19 protein-coding genes are annotated in these 20,815 nt (G+C 43.8%); all 19 read right to left on the bottom strand.

Annotated features, from left to right (window positions below):
* Positions 1-106: 106 nt before the first annotated feature.
* Positions 107-2,419 (bottom strand): DNA translocase FtsK, encoded by a 2,313-nt coding sequence (locus GFC28_RS05680; protein WP_044746083.1) that lies wholly within the window; start codon positions 2,417-2,419, stop codon positions 107-109.
* A gap of 103 nt (positions 2,420-2,522) precedes the next feature.
* The gene (locus GFC28_RS05685; RefSeq protein WP_044746084.1) at positions 2,523-2,744 is read right to left on the bottom strand and encodes a YlzJ-like family protein; all 222 of its coding nucleotides are present in this window, start codon (positions 2,742-2,744) and stop codon (positions 2,523-2,525) included.
* Entirely contained in the window at positions 2,741-3,478 is a 738-nt protein-coding gene (locus tag GFC28_RS05690) for a ClpP family protease (RefSeq protein WP_044746085.1), read from the bottom strand. The genes GFC28_RS05685 and GFC28_RS05690 overlap by 4 nt, the downstream gene beginning before the upstream one ends.
* Before the next feature lie 116 nt (positions 3,479-3,594).
* A complete protein-coding gene (locus GFC28_RS05695; RefSeq protein WP_369818738.1) occupies positions 3,595-5,259 on the bottom strand; it encodes a ribonuclease J in 1,665 nt (554 codons plus the stop codon).
* A 208-nt stretch (positions 5,260-5,467) separates the two neighbouring features.
* On the bottom strand, positions 5,468-6,340 hold the full coding sequence (gene dapA, locus GFC28_RS05700) for a 4-hydroxy-tetrahydrodipicolinate synthase (RefSeq protein WP_044746087.1): 873 nt from the start codon (positions 6,338-6,340) through the stop codon (positions 5,468-5,470).
* Positions 6,341-6,345: 5 nt separating this feature from the next.
* Entirely contained in the window at positions 6,346-7,590 is a 1,245-nt protein-coding gene (gene dapG, locus GFC28_RS05705; RefSeq protein ID WP_044746088.1) for an aspartate kinase, read from the bottom strand.
* A gap of 27 nt (positions 7,591-7,617) precedes the next feature.
* Positions 7,618-8,664, bottom strand: a complete 1,047-nt coding sequence (gene asd, locus GFC28_RS05710) for an aspartate-semialdehyde dehydrogenase (RefSeq protein ID WP_044746089.1) — start codon at positions 8,662-8,664, stop codon at positions 7,618-7,620.
* 129 nt (positions 8,665-8,793) lie between these two features.
* Entirely contained in the window at positions 8,794-9,393 is a 600-nt protein-coding gene (locus GFC28_RS05715) for a dipicolinate synthase subunit B (protein ID WP_044746090.1), read from the bottom strand.
* Positions 9,394-10,296 carry a dipicolinic acid synthetase subunit A gene (gene dpaA / locus GFC28_RS05720; protein WP_044746091.1) on the bottom strand — a complete coding sequence of 301 codons (903 nt, stop codon included), beginning with the start codon at positions 10,294-10,296 and terminating at the stop codon, positions 9,394-9,396.
* 467 nt (positions 10,297-10,763) lie between these two features.
* The gene (locus GFC28_RS05725) at positions 10,764-11,006 is read right to left on the bottom strand and encodes a YlmC/YmxH family sporulation protein (RefSeq protein WP_044746092.1); all 243 of its coding nucleotides are present in this window, start codon (positions 11,004-11,006) and stop codon (positions 10,764-10,766) included.
* Between the two features lie 90 nt (positions 11,007-11,096).
* A complete protein-coding gene (locus GFC28_RS05730; RefSeq protein WP_044746093.1) occupies positions 11,097-12,338 on the bottom strand; it encodes a M16 family metallopeptidase in 1,242 nt (413 codons plus the stop codon).
* A 13-nt stretch (positions 12,339-12,351) separates the two neighbouring features.
* Positions 12,352-13,221 (bottom strand): polysaccharide deacetylase family protein, encoded by an 870-nt coding sequence (locus GFC28_RS05735; RefSeq protein ID WP_156487513.1) that lies wholly within the window; start codon positions 13,219-13,221, stop codon positions 12,352-12,354.
* A gap of 186 nt (positions 13,222-13,407) precedes the next feature.
* Positions 13,408-15,519 carry a polyribonucleotide nucleotidyltransferase gene (gene pnp / locus GFC28_RS05740; RefSeq protein WP_044746095.1) on the bottom strand — a complete coding sequence of 704 codons (2,112 nt, stop codon included), beginning with the start codon at positions 15,517-15,519 and terminating at the stop codon, positions 13,408-13,410.
* A 132-nt stretch (positions 15,520-15,651) separates the two neighbouring features.
* A complete protein-coding gene (rpsO, locus tag GFC28_RS05745) occupies positions 15,652-15,921 on the bottom strand; it encodes a 30S ribosomal protein S15 (RefSeq protein ID WP_044746096.1) in 270 nt (89 codons plus the stop codon).
* A gap of 90 nt (positions 15,922-16,011) precedes the next feature.
* Positions 16,012-16,995, bottom strand: a complete 984-nt coding sequence (gene ribF / locus GFC28_RS05750; protein WP_044746097.1) for a bifunctional riboflavin kinase/FAD synthetase — start codon at positions 16,993-16,995, stop codon at positions 16,012-16,014.
* A 35-nt stretch (positions 16,996-17,030) separates the two neighbouring features.
* Positions 17,031-17,939 carry a tRNA pseudouridine(55) synthase TruB gene (truB, locus tag GFC28_RS05755; protein ID WP_044746098.1) on the bottom strand — a complete coding sequence of 303 codons (909 nt, stop codon included), beginning with the start codon at positions 17,937-17,939 and terminating at the stop codon, positions 17,031-17,033.
* A 55-nt stretch (positions 17,940-17,994) separates the two neighbouring features.
* A complete protein-coding gene (gene rbfA, locus GFC28_RS05760) occupies positions 17,995-18,351 on the bottom strand; it encodes a 30S ribosome-binding factor RbfA (RefSeq protein ID WP_044746099.1) in 357 nt (118 codons plus the stop codon).
* 14 nt (positions 18,352-18,365) lie between these two features.
* Positions 18,366-18,644 (bottom strand): DUF503 domain-containing protein, encoded by a 279-nt coding sequence (locus tag GFC28_RS05765; RefSeq protein ID WP_044746100.1) that lies wholly within the window; start codon positions 18,642-18,644, stop codon positions 18,366-18,368.
* Entirely contained in the window at positions 18,641-20,815 is a 2,175-nt protein-coding gene (infB, locus tag GFC28_RS05770) for a translation initiation factor IF-2 (protein ID WP_044746101.1), read from the bottom strand. The genes GFC28_RS05765 and infB overlap by 4 nt, the downstream gene beginning before the upstream one ends.

The raw sequence follows: 20,815 nt of genomic DNA on the forward strand, positions 1-20,815 counted from the left end.
AATAAAAATTTTGTCGAAAAAAGCAAATATCATTAACGTAAGCGTTTTCAATATGACATGATAATTCAAGCAAATCATTTAAGATTTGCTTGAATTATCCATTATGCTACGATGTTTTCGCGTTTTCTTTTGCCACGAGAACAGCGCGCGGCTTACTTCCTTCGTAAGGGCCGACAACTCCTCTTGCTTCCATCGCATCAATCAATCTGGCAGCACGGTTGTATCCGATGCGGAAGCGGCGCTGCAGCATGGAAACAGAAGCGCTTTGCATTTCCACAACAAGCTGGACCGCTTCCTCGTAAAGCTCGTCGTCAAAATCGGCTTCTTCCTCTACCTTGTCATCCGGAATCATTTCCTCTTGATATTGCGCTTTTTGCTGTGAAACGACAAACTGCACAATCGCCTCGACTTCTTCATCTGATACAAAAGCGCCTTGTACGCGAATCGGCTTAGCGGCTCCCATTGGCAAAAACAGCATGTCACCTCGGCCTAGCAGCTTCTCCGCTCCTCCCATATCTAAAATCGTGCGCGAATCCGTTTGCGAAGAAACACTAAAGGCAATTCGCGATGGGATGTTCGCCTTAATGACTCCTGTAATGACATCTACAGAAGGACGCTGGGTAGCGATAATTAAATGGATGCCAGCCGCTCGGGCCATTTGCGCAAGCCGTGTAATCGAGTCTTCCACATCGGATGAAGCGACCATCATTAAATCGGCCAGCTCATCAACAATCACCACGATATATGGAAGCAGCGGTTGCTTGGCACTCGATTGTTGATTATACCGCTGAATATACTCGTTATATCCCTCAATATTTCTCATTCCCGTATGCGAAAACAGCTCGTATCGTCGCTCCATTTCGCTCACCACTTTTTTTAATGCTTGTGACGCTTTTTTCGGATCTGTCACAACGGGAGCTAATAAATGCGGGATGCCGTTATATACACTAAGCTCCACCATTTTCGGATCAATCATCATCATTTTGACTTCATGCGGCTTAGCACGCATCAACAGACTGGTAATCATTCCGTTAATACAGACGCTTTTTCCGCTTCCTGTTGCCCCAGCGACTAACAGATGAGGCATTTTGTTAAGCTCTGCCACGATGGCTTCCCCTGAGATATCTCTTCCCAAGCCAATGACAAGCTTAGCATCAGGCTTGTAATTCTCGGTGGCTTCCAATACTTCCCGCAATGAAACAGTGGCTATTTCTTCATTGGGCACCTCGATGCCGATCGCTGATTTTCCGGGAATCGGCGCTTCAATGCGAATGTCCTTTGCAGCGAGGGCAAGAGCCAAGTCGTCGCTTAAGTTGACAATTTTGCTCACTTTCACACCGACATCAGGATATACTTCATACTTTGTAACAGCGGGACCAAGATGAACCTGCGTGACTTTCGCTTTGACTCCAAAGCTCTGAAAAGTCTTTTCAAGCTTCCGAGCATTTGCATAAATATTGTCATGATCTTTTGCTTGATTTGCCGGCTTCGGAAGCCGAAGAAGCTCAAGCGGCGGCAATTGATAATCGACATTTTCCATTTCCGTAAACGACATAGGAGGATTCTGTTCTTCCTCGTCATCCTCTTCTTGCTCAATCGGATCTGCAGTCTGTTCATTTGCTCTTACTGCACTAAAATCAGAAATAATGGGGGGCAATGATATTTCCTCTTCCTCATCAGCCGCTTGTTCCCTCTCTTCTTCCTTTGTTTGATATGTATCTGAACTGGCCGTATCCGATCTCCGTCTCGTTTTTGTTCTTTTTTTCCAGCTGCCTTTGATATCGATGATAAACTCGTTCCATTGCTCGCGCACAAAGGAAACGATCCAAGCAATGACTTTTCCGACCGTTTCATTCAGCGATTTTCCGCTAATTAAAAGCGCACCAGCCACGAAAAGAATCAGGCATATCCATTTTGTGCCGAGCTCATCAAACAATTGGTAGCTTGCAGCGAACAAAAGCGCACCTACCATCCCGCCCCCTAAATCTGGATAGGAGGATGCCCCCTTCATTTCCTGCCAAAAAAGCTCCCATGTCGTGCGGATAATGCTAGGATCTTGAAACTTTCCTTGCCGAGACAATAAATGAAACATCGTTTGATGGCTTAGCAATAAAAGAGCAGCAGCCATCGTATAAACGCCGAGCAGCCAGCGGTTAACAAGCGGAGGCCACATACGCTTCCAAATGACATAGATAGAAGCTAAAAGCAAGCCGAGCAATAGGAGGATATGCCACTCACCAAGAAAAAAGCGGGCAAACGATACAAGCGTCTGACCTACTAATCCAAGCCGCGCCATTCCAATAACGGATAGAGCAAGCATAAGCAATCCTGTCAGTTCAAAACGAAAAGTTGTTTTCCATGTTTGGTTTTTTGCTTGTTTTTTTGTTTGTTTTTTTTGCTGACGCTTACGTTTTGCCATATTTACTCACTCCGATACAAAACTGGAAATGTCGAAAAAAGCAGCCAAGACTGGCTGCTTTTTTCGCTTGTATTTATTATATCATGCTTAGATCTAGAATTCATTAAGTTTCGAACGACGAAGGAAATCTCGCGCCAGGTGCATATTTTTGCTGCAAAAAATCAGCAGGATTTGTGCTTAAATTGCGGACAATCTGCCATTCCTTTGTTTCTGTTTCCTCCACAAGAAATGGAATGCCGTCATAATAAATCACTTTTTGCTTCGTGTACTCGCTGCTCTCTGTTTGAAAAATGAGATGCTCCGGCATCATCGTATATAAGATCATTGCAGCATCGTCCCCTCTGATTTTTTCGCATCAATCATTTCGCGCAGCTTTTTCATTGCTTGAGCTACGCCGCCTACCTCATCAATTAATCCATATTGTACGGCGTCCGGGCCCACCACATTTGTACCGATGTCACGTGTTAAGTTTCCTTTGGAAAACATAAGCTCTTTAAATTTTTCTTCGGTAATTTTTGAATGCTTTGTCACAAAACGAACCACTCGTTCCTGCATTTTATCTAAGTATTCAAATGTTTGTGGTACACCAATGACAAGCCCTGTTAAGCGAATCGGATGAATCGTCATCGTTGCCGTCTCGGTGATGAATGAATAATGACACGAAACAGCGATCGGCACCCCGATGGAGTGTCCTCCTCCTAAAACAATCGAAACAGTCGGCTTAGACAGTGATGCAAGCATTTCAGCAATGGCTAGCCCCGCTTCTACATCGCCACCAACCGTATTTAACACCACAAGCAGGCCTTCGATATTTGGATTTTGCTCAATGGCTACAATTTGTGGTATGACATGCTCATATTTTGTTGCTTTATTTTGCGGAGGAAGCTGGATATGCCCCTCAATCTGCCCAACAATCGTTAAACAATGTATATTGGTATCCTGAGTCATTTGCGGTACATTCGTTTGGCCAAGCTGTTGAATATTTTCCGCAACCTGTTCATTTTTTTCACGATTTGAATCGGATTCTGACTCAAATGCTATGTATCGCTCCTTCTCCATCAGCATGCTCCTTTCTTATCATCATACCATTAGTATGTTCTATCTATTAAATAAAAATGCCGATGGAAGGATTCTCCTCCCATCGGCAGCAACATTCGACTTTGAGCATGATTGCATTAAATTTCCATAATAATGGGTAAAATCATTGGCTTGCGTTTTGTTTTTTCGAATAAATATTGGCTGAGCGCCTCGCGCATGCCCATTTTTAATGAAGACCACTCAATCACATAATCTTGCAGGCATTTATTTACAATATTCGTTACCATTTTTGTCGCTTCATCCAGCAGCGTTTCTGATTCCCTCACATATACGAAGCCGCGAGAGATAATTTCAGGTCCAGCCACAATTTTTTTCGCTTCTTTGCTTAATGTTACGACGACAATTAAAATGCCGTCTTGGGAAAGAAGACGGCGATCGCGCAAGACAATGTTGCCAACATCCCCAATTCCTAAGCCGTCGATTAAGACGTTTCCGCACGGAACTTTGCCGCCAAAGCGCGCTTGACCATTACGGAATTCAACGACCTCCCCTTTATCAATTAAGAATGTTCGTTCTTCGGAAATACCGACAGCTTTAGCTAGATTAGCGTGAGCTTTCTGCATGCGATATTCTCCGTGAACAGGAATAAAATAGCTTGGTTTCATTAAATTGAGCATCAGTTTGAGCTCTTCCTGGCACCCATGGCCGGATACATGCACATTTTTATAGACCACATGCGCTCCTGCACGATATAAGGCATCAATTGTCTTTAAGTGCAGCAGCTCATGCCCCGGCATTGGCGAAGCAGCAACAATAACCGTATCTCCTTCCTTGATGCTTACATGCTTATGTGTTTGCTTCGCCATTCGCACAAGAGCCCCCATGTGCTCTCCTCGCCCGCCTGTCGTCAAAATGACAAGCTCACGATCTTCGTATTGTTGGAGATCATGAATAGAAATGATCGTTTTTTCTGGAAGCTGCAGGTAGCCTAAGCGGACTGCTACATCCATCACTTTATGTATGTTCTTTCCAACAATCGCTACCTTTCTTCCGTGTTTTTTAGCCGCGTTCAGCACCTGCTGTATTCTTGTAATGTTGGACACATAGCAGGCAGCAATCACTCTTCCCCTTGCATTATAAACAACATCTGATATCGCTTCAGCAACACTCATATCAGATCCGGTATATCCCGGCTTTTCCGCATTCGTGCTGTCCGATAAAAGACACAAAACTCCTTTCTCGCCTATTTGCGCCATTTTCCCTAAATCGGCGTGGTTGGCCCCATACGGAGTTTGATCAAATTTGAAATCTCCGGTATATACGATCGCTCCTTGCGACGTATGGAAGCTAATTCCAACAGAATCTGGAATGCTATGAATCGTCCGAAAGAATGTGACGATCGTTTTGTCAAAAGCAATTTCGGAATCAGAACGAATTTCGATTAATGGAGCGCTAGCGCTTATTCCTTGCTCTTTTAGCTTCTCCTCCACTAATCCAAGCGTCAATTTCGTTCCATATACAGGAGCTGTAATTTTTTTCAACACGTAGGCAATAGCGCCAATGTGCTCTTCATGACCATGTGTTAAAAAGATCCCCTTAATCTGCTCTTTTCGCTCAACAAGATAGGAAATATCGGGAATGACCTTGTCAATCCCAAGCATTTCATCCTCTGGAAACATTAAGCCTGCATCAACCATAAAAATATCTTCATCCAATTCGATAATATACATATTTTTCCCGATTTCTCCTACTCCTCCAAGGGAAAATATGCGTATCTTTTCTACTTTTGTCCTCAATGGCACGTCCTCCTAATGTCAAACTAACCCGCTCAAAGTCACTTGACATTATTATAACTGATGGCAGATTTTAAATACAAGCTAATTTGTTCGTCACCATTCATGGGAATAAAAACGGCCAATCCGCCCATACAGCGAATTGGCCACTTTACTCTGAATGCATCTTCCCCACCTACACTCTGTTTAAAGACGGGAAGTTTCTTAAGTAGATATATTAAATATTCTGGAGCAAGCCCATCAGTTCGTTCCGCTCTTGCTCTGTTAATGGAACAAGCGGCAGGCGGACAGAACCGACATCCAGACCTTTCAGCTGCAGCGCCGTTTTAACTGGAACAGGGCTTGGCGCCGCGAATAGCCCTTTCATAATTGGAAGCAACGTTTGATGCAGCTTGGCTGCCTTGCTATGGTCACCAGCTTCGAATGCCGAAATCATTTGCTGCATTTCATGACCAATAACATGAGAGGCAACAGACACGACACCAGCACCTCCAATGGCCATCACCGGAAGCGTCAGTCCATCATCACCGCTATACAGCAAAAACTCTTCCTTTGTACGTGCCATAACCTCAGCCATCGCATCAAGGTTGCCACTTGCATCCTTAAGAGCCACAACATTTGGAATCTCTGCTAACCGAACAAGCGTATCAACCGAAATATTCACAACGGAACGACCTGGAATGTTATATACCATGATAGGCAGGCTCGTGCTTTCCGCGATCGCTTTAAAATGCTGGTAAAGTCCCTCTTGATTCGGCTTATTATAATATGGAGCCACAATCATAATGGCGTCGACACCAACCGCTTCAGCTTTTCTTGTCAACTCAATGGATGCGCGCGTATTATTGCTTCCTGTTCCTGCAATGACGGGAACACGGCCATTGACCACAGAAACAACATGGCGGAATAGGGCGACTTTCTCCTCTGTTGTCAGCGTCGGAGATTCCCCTGTCGTCCCTGCCACAACAAGAGAATCGGTGCCATTTTCAAGCAAGTATTGAATCAACTGAGTCGTTTTATCAAAGTCAATGTTTCCTTTACGATCAAATGGTGTCACCATCGCTGTGACAATTTTCCCAAACGAAACCAATATTTTCACTCCTCATCATCATATTTCATCGGTTCGGCTTCCGAAAGATGAAAAGCGTCATGAAGCGCATTAACGGCTTTCTTTAAATCTTCTTCCTTAACCAACACCCAAATCGTTGTATGGCTGTCAGCCGATTGCAAAATTTGAATTCCTTTTTCAGAAAGGGCGGTCACAATCTTCGCTGTAACCCCAGGCACCCCAGCGATTCCTGCACCAACGGTCGACACCTTTGCGCACCCTCTTGTTACAGAAGGTTCATAGCCAATCTTCCGCAATGCTGAAATCGCGCGATCGGTCATGTCACCAGCTACTGTGTATACCACGCCATTCGGTGATATATTAATAAAATCGACGCTAATTCCTTCGTTTGCCATTGCACTAAACACATCAGACTGGAGCTCATAATGCCCTTCTTTTGCTTGCACCTTGATTTGTGTCACGTTCGCAACATGAGCGATTCCCGTTACAAGACGCTCTCTAACATCGCTTCCTTTATTCGGCTTTACGCTGGATGTAACAAGCGTTCCTAAAGAATCTGAATAGGTTGAGCGCACCCGCAGAGGAACTTTCGCCTGCATGGCAATCTCCACGGCGCGAGGGTGAATGACTTTCGCCCCTTGATAGGCCATATTGCAAATTTCTGTATATGTGACAATATCAAGCGGACGAGCGTTTTCCACGATGCGTGGATCAGCTGTCATCACTCCTTCGACATCGGTAAAAATATCAACCCATTCAGCATTAAGGGCCGCTCCTAAGGCCGCAGCTGATGTATCGCTGCCGCCGCGGCCAAGCGTTGTTATGTCGCCGTCTTTGGTAGCTCCTTGAAAGCCGGCAACAACGGCGACATCATATTCTTCTAAAGCCTTCAACAGGCGGTCACAACGCATTTCAATAATTTTGGCATTTGTATAATCATGATTTGTACAGAACCCTGCCTGAGCCCCTGTAAAAGCAGTGGCTTTGATGCCGTGCTTGTTAAGCAGGTTGGTAAAGACGACGCTAGAAATGATCTCTCCGCAAGCCATCAGCAAATCCTGCTCGCGCTTATTGACATGTGTATGGCTGCCATCAATTAAGCTTAGCAGCGTATCGGTTGCATATGGCTCTCCTTTTCGCCCCATCGCCGACACGACAACCACTACCTTGTATCCTTCGTCAAGGGCTCTTACAATATGCTTGCGCGCCCAGTCACGCCCATGTTCATCGCGAACCGATGTGCCACCAAACTTTTGTACAATAATTTTCATGTTAACACCTCGATGCTTCTCCGCTCTTTATTTAACAAGTCCTAGCTTTAAGAGGCTTTCTGCAATTTGGACGGAATTCCACGCCGCACCCTTTAATAAATTATCAGATACGATCCATAAGTGGAAGCCATGATCGCGGTCTAAGTCTTTGCGAATGCGTCCGACAAACACTTCGCTTTTGCCTTCGCAATCCGCCGGCATCGGATACAACTGCTCGCTTGGATCATCCTGCAAAACGATACCCGGAGCCTCTTTAAGCACATGCTTGATCTCTTCAGCGCTGACGGCGTCTTTTTCCACTTCGATATAAACAGACTCAGAGTGTCCTGTTATCACTGGAATACGCACGCATGTTGCAGCTACCTCCAGTTCAGGCATATGCATGATTTTTTTCGTTTCATTTATCATTTTTATTTCCTCAAACGTAAAGCCGTTGTCTTGAAATTTATCAATCTGCGGAATCGCGTTAAATGCCATTTGATAATGCTTGCGATCTGATTTTACAGGCAGAATTTCCGGTGTAAATGAGGCCCCCTCAAGAATCGCTTTCGCTTGTGACTTTAATTCCGTGATCGCTTGTGCTCCTGCACCAGAAACAGCTTGATAGGTAGAGACGATGACTTTTTTAAGCCCAAACGCTTGACGGATTGGCTCAAGCGCCACCACCATTTGAATCGTCGAGCAATTTGGATTGGCGATAATGCCATTATGCCATTTTAGATCTTCTTCATTTACTTCCGGCACAACAAGCGGCACATTCTCATCCATGCGGAATGCGCTTGTATTATCGACGACAATAGCACCGCGCTTCACAGCTTCTGGAGCGAGGGCCTTTGACACCGCACCACCAGCGCTGAACAATGCGATATCAACTGTTTCAAAGCTTTCCGGTTTTGCCGCTTGCACTTCAATTTCCTGACCTTTAAACATGACTTTTTTTCCTGCCGAACGTTCCGATGATAACAGCGTTAATGTACCAATCGGGAAATTTCGTTTTTCTAATGTTTGAATCATTTGTTGGCCCACTGCGCCAGTAGCTCCGACCACTGCTACATGCAAATTTTTTTGTTCCATTCATTCATTCTCCTTCCAACTAGTCAATAAGCTGCATCCATTTCGATAGTTTTTATTTTAACATATTCATCTTTAAAGGAGAGAAACTTTTTATTTATATGCATAAATTTTCTTTTTATTGATTATTTATTAATCTGCATCACGATATTTTTCAATGATCACTGGCTGTAGCTGTTTTCCTTCAAGTGCAGCAACCACTGTATCACGCAACAGCGACATTTTAGCCACCATCGAATTCGGCTTCGTATATGGTGCATCTTGGCCAAATGGAATAAAATAGATGTTTTTGGCTGCCATAAGTCGCATTAAATTGACTCCATTTAATCCTAGGGCATCATTCGTTGAAATCCCCACTACAACCGGACGATGATTCCTCATTGTTGCCTTGGCGGCCATCAACACGGGAGAATCCGTCAATGCATTAGCGAGCTTGCTCATAGAGTTGCCTGTTAACGGGGCAATGACCATACAATCAAGAGGAATTTTGGGGCCGAGTGGCTCCGCTTTAACAATGGTATCAATCACTTTGTTCCCTGTTATTTCTTCTAGCTTTTTTACCCACTCCTCCCCTTCTCCGAATCTTGTATCTGTTGTTTTCACCGTGTAAGTAATAATGGGCAACACTTCTGCCCCTTCTTTTACAAGTTTTTCAATTTCCGGTATGACAGCATCATATGTGCAATGAGAGCCCGTTAAACCAAAGCCGATGCGCTTTCCTTTTACACTCATTTATTTTTTCTCCTTTCGTTTCGTTAAATCATTTAATAATAGCTGTGATAAAACATTCGCCAGAATTTGTCCTGCCGTTTTCGGGGCGACTACACCTGGCAATCCCGGTGCCAATAACGCCTTAATTCCTCGTTTTTCAGCATAACGAAAATCCGTTCCCCCAGGCTTTGAGGCTAAATCGACAATGAGTGTATGGGCGGGCATTTTCGATATGACACTGGCGGTCACAATCATTGTCGGAATCGTGTTAATGCATATATCGATATCCTGCACTGCCTTTTCAATATCTTGCAACTGGAACGGTTCAAACCCCATTTCACTTATTCGTGCCAGATGCTCGCTTCGTCGTGCGCCTACTTTCACTTTCGCTCCTAATGCAGCGAATGTGCGGGCAACGGTCATGCCAACTCTCCCCAATCCTAAAACGGCGACGCGTGAACCGTGAATCGTAAAATCTGTATGCTGAATCACAATCATAATCGTCCCTTCAGCGGTGGGAATGGAATTGTAAATCGCCACATCATCCCGCTCAAACAACTGCACATACTTTCGCTGAGTTGCTTCCATCAGTTCATCTAAGTAGCTATTACTGATTCCGGTATAAACGGTACAATGTTTCGGGGTTTGTAAGAGAAGCTCCTCTGTAATAAAAATCGGTTCATTCGAAAAAATGGTATTGACTTTTCCATCTAAACCTGTGCCATGAACAGGCAAAATGATTGCATCTAAATCAGAAACATCGATTTCATCAATCGACGTTTTCGTAGCACCAGTAAAGCTATGGGCAAGCTGATCAAAGCCAATAAGGGATAATTTTGCATCCAATTCTGTTAATTTGCGAATCACTTCTAGCTGCCTCGCATCTCCGCCAATGACAGCTACGTGCATCCCTGTCAGCATCATGCATTTTCACCTTCTTTATAAAAACTCATATTGATTGACAATGCCTCTTTCACATCTTATGTAAAAGATAAAAATAGGTGAATAGAGCAAATAATAAAGGAGCATGGCGAGAATTCGCCCTGCTCCTTTTCGTCATTTTCCATTTAACAGCGTAATCCAGTGTAGCTTATAATCAATTCCATTGGTTGTGTCAACAATTCCTCGCAAATGAGCAGGTAAAGAGTCCGCGATGACGGCCAGTGCACGATCATGATGTAACATGACTAATACAAGTTACGGACTTGTTTTCAGCCGTCAAAAAAGGCCCTTGCTCTTGAGGCTAGTGGATTTCTATCATTGGCAAATAAATCTTATGCCTAAATCATGAATCATTTATATATAGTGGTGTTTCTTCTCATTGATTGAACTATTTTCGTTTTTTATTGATGCCGATTTTTTATCCGAACCTCTATAAATCGTCATGCACATCATGATTCATCGGGAAAATCAATGATAATCATGTCTGTGCCAATTTTTCTAATATAGTTCCAAGGAACCCGAATCTCATTGCCTTCTTTTCGAAATCCAAACCACTTTCCTGTTGGAATTAATAACGCTTGAATGTGCCCTGTTTGCTCATTAATTTCAAGATCTGTCTGCCCAAGCACCCCTAATCGTTCCGCCCTTCTGACATCGACAATTTCCTTTCCGCTTAGCTCGCTTAGCCTCATTGCCTATGCACTCCTTTTTCATGCCTTTTTATCATTGTAAGTTGTCATTCATAAAAAAATGCCTGCAATTGATTGTTGCAGGCATTTTTATTAGTTTTGCAGCGCCGCTGGCAGTTGTCCGCTTGGGCTGATTAACGCCACTGCATAATCTTCGCTGAAAATTTTCTGTGCCATCTCATTAACATCATCTGCGCTGACTTGATTAATCTCCTCAATAATTTCATCAAGCGAGCGATGGCGGCCAAGGAGAAGTTCGTTTTTACCATTGCGGCTCATTCGGCTGTTTGTGCTTTCCAAGCTAAGCATTAAGCTTCCTTTCATTTGCTCTTTGCTATTTTGCAACTCCTTTGCCGTAATTCCATCTTCTTTCAGCTTCCGAACCGTCTCTTGAATCGTTTCAAAAAGAACATCTAATTGGCTGCTTCCCGTTCCGCCATAAATCGCTAAAAGCCCGCCGTCTTCGTAGGAAGAGTGGTAGGAGAAAACAGAATAGGCCAAGCCGCGCTGTTCACGCACTTCTTGGAAGAGGCGGCTGCTCATGCTCCCCCCTAAAATATTATTAAGAATAATTAAGCTATAAATATCAGAATGGCCAATTGGCAAGCCATTAAACCCGATGCATAAGTGAGCCTGCTCCGTCTCCTTTTGGCGAGCTAATTTCTGCGGATGGAACGTCGGCACAAGTGGACGTTCAGTGCGCTGCTTCGCTGTAAACGTACCGAAATATGCTTCGATTTCTTGGATAAAGCTCTCTTTCACATTTCCTGCTACAGAAATAACGATTCTGTCAGGAGTATAGTAATCGGCCATGTACTTGCGCAAGGAATCGCCTGTAAATGCGCGCAAGGCTTGTTCCGTTCCTAAAATCGGATAGCCAAGCGGATGAGAAGCATAGCATGCTTTGCTTAATAAATCATGTACTATATCATCTGGCGTGTCTTCATACATTTTAATTTCCTCAAGCACGACATTCCGCTCTTTTTGCAGCTCTTCGTCGACAAAAGTGGAATGGAAAAACATATCAGCAAGCATATCAAGGGCAAACTGAGCATGCTCATCTAAGACCTTTGCGTAATAGCACGTATACTCTTTTGAAGTAAATGCGTTGACCTGTCCCCCAATGCTGTCAAACGCTTCAGCAATTTCCCGCGCTGTGTGCGTTTTGGTCCCTTTAAAAAACATATGTTCTAAAAAATGGGAAATCCCATTGCTTTGTTCACATTCATTGCGAGAGCCCGTTCCAATCCATATGCCAATCGCAACTGAACGCACTGTTGGAATTTGTTCTAGTACAATACGTACCCCATTTTGGCATGTGTACTTGTTAATCAAATCAGCGTTCCTCCTATTTTTGTACAATTCTTTTTTCATCTAGCAGCATTGATACGTTACCAATTTCATATTTTTGTTTAATGGCTTTAATGAGCGGTTCTAAGGCCTCTGCTGTTGATAATGTTGGATGCATTAAAATGATGGCGCCAGGATGAAGTTTAGATGTTACCCGTTCCACTATAACAGATGGCGATGGTTTTTGCCAATCAATTGTATCAACACTCCACATAATGGTTCCCATCTTTAAATCGTGGGCAATTTTTACGACATCATCTCGATAACTTCCGCTTGGAGGAGCAAACCATTTGCATTTTACCCCTGTCGTTGCTTCTATAACCTCGTTTGTTTTTTTCAGCTCTCGGCGAATCGCCTCATTGCTCATAGTTTTTAAATCAGGATGGCTATACGAATGATTGCCGATCTCCTGACCCGCATCTGCAATCATTTTTGCCATATCCGGATAATTTTTTACCCAACGCCCTTCAAGAAAAAAGGTCGCCTGAACGTTATATTTTTTCAAAACCCCCAGCATTTTAGGGATATATTCATTTCCCCATGCGACATTCACCAAGAAGGTAACCATCGGTTTTTCTGGATGGCCGCGATAAATAGCTTCAGGCGGTAAATCCTTTAAGTGTACCTTAGGAGAAATTTGTTCGTATACAAGCTTGCGTTTGTCGAAAGTACCATCCTTTTTCATGTTCTGATAAGAAGCTTCCACATTCACTTTTAACCCATTATACCCAGGAATCGCCTTCCAGACTCGATCAATTACAGCATCTTGCGGAGGGATTTCATACCGCTTTGCCTTCGTTTGAATTTCCATATAAAGCTTATCCCGCATTTTTGCTACTTCTGTGCTACCTGCTTTTAACGAATTCATATATTGATTGACAGACGGCTGGCTGGCAATGCCCCACGCAAATAAAAAAGCAGCTATCAGCCAAACTACGTAGCGCTTATCAATCGCTCATCCCCCCCTCTTTTTTTATTACAAATATGTCGAGAGAGGACAAGATAGAACTGATTATAAACAACAAAGAAGCCTGAGGCTGGTCCTGAGGCTCCCTTATTGATTCTGCTTCTCCTTTTGTTCACGTAATACCGCTTTTCTCGACAAGTTGACCCTGCCTTGCTTATCGATTTCTGTAACCTTCACTAAAACTTCATCGCCGATGGAGACGACATCTTCTACTTTGCCAACGCGTTCCTCAGCCAGCTCAGAAATATGGACAAGACCGTCTTTGCCGCTAAATAATTCGACGAATGCACCAAATTTTTCAATGCGTTTCACTTTTCCTAAATAAATTTGTCCCACTTCTACTTCGCGCACGATATCCTCAATAATTTTCTTCGCTTTCTGATTCATTTCTTCGTTCACTGAAGAAATAAAGATGGTTCCGTCTTGTTCAATATCGATCTTAACTCCTGTTTCTTCGATAATTTTATTAATTTGCTTGCCGCTTGGTCCAATGACATCGCGGATTTTATCAGGATTGATCTGCATGGTTAAAATTTTTGGTGCATATTTAGAAAGCTCTTTTCTTGGCTCGCTGATGGTTTGCATCATATGTTTTAAAATGTCCATGCGGCCTTTTTTCGCCTGTTGTAAGGCTTCTTCTAAAATTTCACGCGATAATCCTTTAATTTTAATATCCATTTGCAGAGCGGTTACACCTTTTTCCGTTCCCGCCACTTTGAAGTCCATATCGCCAAGATGGTCTTCCATACCTTGGATATCTGTTAAAATGGTATAATGATCGCCGCTTTTGACAAGTCCCATCGCAATACCTGCCACTGGCGCTTTAATCGGTACCCCTGCATCCATCATTGCCAATGTGCTAGCACAAATACTGGCTTGAGAGGTAGAACCGTTCGATTCCAAGACCTCTGAAACAAGGCGAATCGTATATGGAAACTCTTTTTCAGACGGGATCACTGGCTCTAACGCCCGTTCTCCTAAAGCTCCATGTCCGATTTCACGGCGCCCCGGACTGCGTATCGCTCCCGTTTCCCCGACAGAAAATGGCGGAAAATTATAGTGATGCATAAATCGTTTGGTCTCTTCAATGCCGAGCCCGTCTAAAATTTGCACATCGCCAAGCGCGCCTAAAGTGCAAACACTTAACGCCTGTGTTTGTCCACGCGTAAACAGTCCCGAACCATGCGTGCGAGGCAAGAGCCCTACTGCTGAAGAAAGCGGGCGAATTTCATCAATTTTCCGGCCATCCGGACGAATTTTTTCTTCTGTAATGAGACGGCGTACTTCTTCTTTAACAAGCTTATGTAAAATTTCATTGGCTTGTTTTAATGTTTCTTCATCGGCCTCTTGCTCTTCATATTTGGCAATTACTCCCGCCTTTACTTCATCAATTGCTGCTTCGCGGGCAAGTTTTTCCGGAACCTGAACAGCCCGTTTAATTTCCGCCTCGGCAAGCGCGCGGATATCGGCCTCCAGCTGGGAATCTAGCTCATATAAGGCAACTTCCATTTTTTCTTTGCCGATTTGTGCCGTAATCTCTTCTTGAAAAGCAATCAGCCGTTTAATTTCTTCATGGCCGAACATGATCGCTTCCAGCATCACTTCTTCCGGAACCTCGTCAGCTCCCGCTTCAACCATGTTAATCGCATCTTTTGTTCCAGCCACAACAAGGTGAATGTCACTTTTTTCTGTTTGTTCAACAGACGGATTAATTACAAAGTTTCCATCGACACGACCAACCGTGACGCCGGCAATCGGTCCTTCAAACGGAATATCCGAAACCATCAACGCCAGCGAAGATCCAAACATGGCAGCCATTTCTGGAGAGCAGTCTTGATCAACGCTCATCACCATTGAGACAATTTGCACTTCGTTACGAAACCCTTCCGCAAATAACGGGCGAATCGGACGATCGATCAGCCTGCTTGCCAAAATCGCTTTTTCGCTTGGGCGACCTTCACGCTTAATAAATCCTCCCGGAATTTTTCCGACTGCGTAGAGGCGTTCTTCATAATTCACGGTTAACGGAAAGAAGTCTACACTTTTTGCTTCTTTCGATGCGGTCGCTGTGCTTAATACGACGGTATCACCGTAACGAACAAGCACAGCACCGTTTGCTTGTTTTGCTAATTGACCTATTTCCACGACAAGCGGCCGTCCCGCCCAATCTATGGAAAATACGTGTTTTTCTTGCTCCATACAGATGAGTACTCCTCTCTATGTACAAATCAAAATAAATGATTCCTCTTTAATAGTATGAACGAATAACTATCCCGTTATCAACAACCTTTATATAACTAGCAAAAAAGCGGGAATGCTCCCGCTTTTTCCTTATCGACGTAATCCAAGTTTGTTAATTAGTTCACGATAACGCGTAACATCTTTATTACGTAAATACGTAAGCAGGTTACGGCGCTTACCGACCATTTTCAACAGTCCGCGACGTGAATGATGGTCTTTTTTATGAACGCGTAAATGTTCATTCAAGTTGTTGATTTGCTCAGTAAGGATAGCAATTTGTACCTCTGGAGAACCAGTGTCTGTTTCATGAATTTTGTACTGGGTAATAATTTCATTTTTGCGCTCTTGCGTTAATGCCATCCTTGTTCACCTCCTCATTATGAAACCCCAATTACCTAGCAAGCGCCGGTGATACGCTCTGCCAAGCAATGGTTATTTTACATACCTTTATTAGAATACATCTTTTCGCGGTAAAATGCAAGTATTTTCCTTGATTTTTCGAAAATAATCTTCCGCTCTTTCCTTATCTCGTTCGATTTGTTCTACTAATTGTTCCACACTTGCAAATTTTTGCTCACTCCGCAGCCGCTTATGCCACTCAATGGTGACTGTTTCTCCATAAATCTCTCTGGAAAAATGAAAAATGTGGACTTCGATGCTAGGCCTTCCTTGGCGGTCACGATGGAACGTTGGTTTGTATCCTACATTGCAAACCCCTGCAAATGTTTCGTTTCCTATCCTCACTTTCACCGCATAAACCCCTAGCGCCGGCAAAAGATAATCATCTTCCGGTTCAATGTTTGCGGTTGGAAAACCAATCGTTCTTCCCCGCTTTTCGCCATCAATCACCGTTCCTTCGATCGTATAAAAACGGCCAAGCAGTTCAGGAAGCTGCTGAACTTCTCCGTCTTTTAAAAGGCGGCGAATATAGGTGGAGCTAATCTTTTCCCCGTTTCGGGTTAGCTTTGGAATCACTGTATGGGCAAATTGCTCCCGAGAATGAAAAGGGATCGTCTCCATCGTCCCTTTTCCCAGCCGTCCATACGTAAAATCGAAGCCTGCTACGACATGTTTCACGTGAAAATCAATAATGTACTCGTCAACAAATTGCTGTGGAAGCAGTTCAGCAAATGAAGGTGTAAATTCTACGATGTATAAATAATCTACACCTAGACGGGCCATTTGCCGTTCTTTTTCCTTCAAGGGAGTAATCAGCTGTACGTGCTGCTCTTTTTTTCCTAGCACGATGGAGGGATGCGGATGGAACGTCATCACAGCACTTTTATATCCGTTTTCCGCCGCTAAATGAACAGCCGTTCGAATGACCTCTTGGTGCCCAAGATGAACACCATCAAAATAACCTAAAGCCATCACCGTTGGCGGAAAATCTTCTCTTTTTTGATAATGGGGATATGTGATGAATCGTGTTTCCATGCTTGTTCTTCACCTTCTGCCTTTCGCTCTCTTGCTCAGTGAAACACTTTGAGCGGTTTAATCATTTGCGGTTTAGCCGGATGCTTGCAGTAAAGGGCGAGCGCTTGATTTTGCTCGTCTACCATAAGCACTGGCTCATCTATCGATTGCAGCCTGTCGGGAAGCGGTAAAACCGCACCGTTTTTTACTTTCTCTGCTACTTTATCATTAATTTGATATTTCGGCAAATGAAAAAGCGCTTTTTCGATAGGCAACAGCAGTTTATCGATACGTCCAGCGGCTAGTTGCTTTTCAATTTCCGCAAATGTCACACATTGTTCTAATAAAAATGGTCCGGAAGCAACCCGCACTAAATGGGACATGTGAGCCGGATATCCGAGCCGTTCCCCGATCATTACGGCCAGCGTACGGACATACGTTCCTTTGCTGCATGTGACACGGAAACGAAACGAAACCGCATCTCCGGAAAATGTATCTTTTTCGTCCAATAAGACAAGTTCGTGAATGGTGATAATGCGTGTCGGCCGCTCCACTTCCATTCCCGCCCGCGCATATTCGTACAATTTTTTCCCGTTTACCTTCACAGCGGAATACATGGGCGGCGTTTGCTCAATCGTTCCTGTCAGCTGTTGAAAAACATCTTCAATTTCCGGACGACGAATCAGACGATCCACTTTTTTGACAGCTATGATTTCACCAGAAGCATCCTCTGTTGTCGTCGCTGTCCCTAACGTAACTTCTCCCTCATATGTTTTTTGATCCGCAGTCAAAAATTCGGCAATTCTTGTTGCTTTGCCGATGCAAATAGGCAGCACGCCAGACACATCCGGATCTAGCGTACCTGTATGTCCTACCTTTTTAACCTGCAAAAGTCGGCGAATCCGAAAAACACAATCGTGTGATGTCATTCCCGCTGGTTTATGTAATAAAAGCACCCCGTCCATTTTTGCCACCTCTTTTTTGCACATAATGAAAATGGATAGACCGCGCGTCTATCCATTATTTCTCATCGTTATTTTCTTGAGAAATTTCCCGAATTAACGATTCAATGCGGTTGCCATAATCGATTGATTCGTCAATTTCAAAATAAATTTCCGGTGTTTTCCGCAAACGAATGCGCTGGCCGATTTCCGAGCGAATAAAGCCCTTTGCTTTCGCTAGCCCTTTTAGCGTATTTTGGCGCTGCTCTTCATCGCCAAGCACGCTAATATATACCTTAGCCTGCTGTAAATCGCCCGTCACGCGCACATCTGTTACGGTTACAAAACCGATGCGCGGATCTTTAAGTTTGCGACCGATAATATCGCTCAACTCTTTTTTCATTTGTTCACCAATACGCGTAGCCCGCAAACTCATTTTTATCACCTCGACTAAAGCCAATCAAATGTTGTAACCGTCCGTTCAATTTCCGGAAATGAATCGATCAATTGCAGCGCGAAACGAAGCTCTCTTTCAGTTGCGGATCGGTCAGCTGTAATCGCTACAATCCCAAGCTTCGTTCGCTGCCATAAATCTTGGTAATCGATTTCGGCTACTGATATATTATACTTTTGCTTGAGCCGTGTGATTATTCGTTGCAACACGGCTCTTTTTTCTTTTAGTGATTGGGCATCGTAAATGACGCACTCGCATTGGAGGTAACCAATCATTTCCGTTCGACTTCCTGCATCACATAGGCTTCGATAACATCGCCTTCTTTTATGTCGTTGAAGTTTTTAATGGTAACCCCGCACTCATATCCTTGTGCAACTTCTTTCACATCATCTTTGAAGCGCTTAAGCGTATCAATTTGCCCTTCGTATACGACAACGCCTTGACGAATGAGACGAACGCTGCTATCGCGCGTGATTTTGCCGTCCGTGACATAACATCCTGCAATCGTCCCCACTTTTGATACTTTGAACGTTTGACGAACTTCCGCTTGACCGATGACTTTTTCTTCATATTCCGGATCAAGCATTCCTTTCATCGCTGCTTCAATCTCTTCGATTACTTTGTAAATAATGCGGTGCAAGCGAATATCCACTTTTTCCGATTCCGCTACCCGTTTTGCATTTGCATCAGGACGAACGTTAAAGCCAATCACGATAGCATTGGACGCCGAAGCAAGCATAATATCATATTCCGTAACGGCCCCAACGCCTGAATGAATGATTTTCACGCGAACGCCTTCGATGTCAATTTTTTGCAACGCAGCCACTAACGCTTCAACAGATCCTTGAACATCTGCTTTTACAATGATATTGAGCTCTTTCATTTCTCCTTGCTTGATTTTCTCAAACAAATCATCTAAGCTGACGCGGGTTTTAGAGCTTCGTTGTTCAAGTAATTGTTTTTGCGCCCTTGCTTCTCCCACTTGTCGCGCTTTTTTCTCATCTTCAAATACCATAAAGCGATCGCCCGCTTGCGGCACTTCATTTAATCCTGTAATCTCCACTGGAGTGGAAGGACCTGCCTCCTTTACACGGCGGCCGACATCATTGGTCATCGCCCGTACACGTCCATATGTGTTTCCGACCACAATCGGATCGCCAATATGCAGCGTACCTGTTTGCACGAGCAACGTGGCAACAGGACCTCTTCCTTTATCAAGCTTAGCCTCAACCACTGTTCCGATCGCCCGGCGTTTTGGATTTGCTTTTAGCTCCTCCATTTCGCTAACAAGCAAAATCATTTCCAATAAATTATCGATTCCTTCGCCAGTTAAAGCAGACAGCTTACAATAAATTGTATCGCCGCCCCATTCTTCCGGCACAAGATTGTATTCCACCAGCTCCTGCATGACGCGATCTGGATTAGCCGTCGGCTTGTCGACTTTATTAACCGCTACGATGATTGGCACGTTTGCCGCTTTCGCGTGGTTAATCGCTTCGACCGTTTGCGGCATCACGCCATCGTCTGCAGCTACGACAAGAATAACGATGTCTGTCACTTGCGCTCCCCGTGCGCGCATCGTCGTAAAGGCTTCGTGGCCAGGAGTATCTAGAAACGTAATCTTTTTATTATTGACGAGCACTTGGTATGCTCCGATATGCTGCGTAATGCCGCCCGCTTCCTGCTCTGTTACTTTTGAGTTGCGAATCGAATCAAGAAGCGTCGTTTTTCCATGGTCAACGTGCCCCATAATCGTCACGACCGGCGGACGTTCTACTAGATCAGCTGGATCGTCGACAATTTCCAATGATTCAAAATCCGTTTCGTCAATCACAATTTTCTCTTCAACTTCTACACCGTAATCGGAACAAATTAATTCGATCGCATCTTTATCTAGGTCTTGGTTAATAGTTGCCATAATTCCAAGCATAAACAGCTTTTTAATGATTTCTGACGGCTCTCTTCCTAGCTTTTTCGCTAATTCAGCAACGGTTAAAGAACCTTCAAATGTAATTTTTTGCGGAAGCTCTTTTTCTTTTTTCTTTTGCACCTCTTGTTGAGGAGCTTCATAGCTTTTTTGTTTTTTATTTTTTTTATGTGTAAACACCTTTTTCTCCTGTTGCTGGCTTTGTAAATCATGCTTTTTGCTTTCTTTGTTTTTCACGACTGCCTTTTTAATTGGCACTTTCTTTGCCACGGCTTCTTCGTCATCAAAATCGCGAATGATCCCTTTTGGCTTCACCGCTACATTTTGCGTTTCTTTTGCCGCGTTTTTTTGTTTTTCTTCATTTTTCTTATACGTATGGTTCAATTTTTCAACCACTTCTGGCTCCAGTGTAGCCATATGATTGGAAACTTCAATATTCATTTCTTTCAATTTATGAATGATGTCTTTGCTAGAAACGTTATTTTGTTTTGCGTACTCATATACACGCATTTTAGACAT

Origin of the sequence: Anoxybacillus sp. B2M1 (genome assembly GCF_001634265.1) — a bacterium.
Lineage (GTDB): Bacteria > Bacillota > Bacilli > Bacillales > Anoxybacillaceae > Anoxybacteroides > Anoxybacteroides rupiense.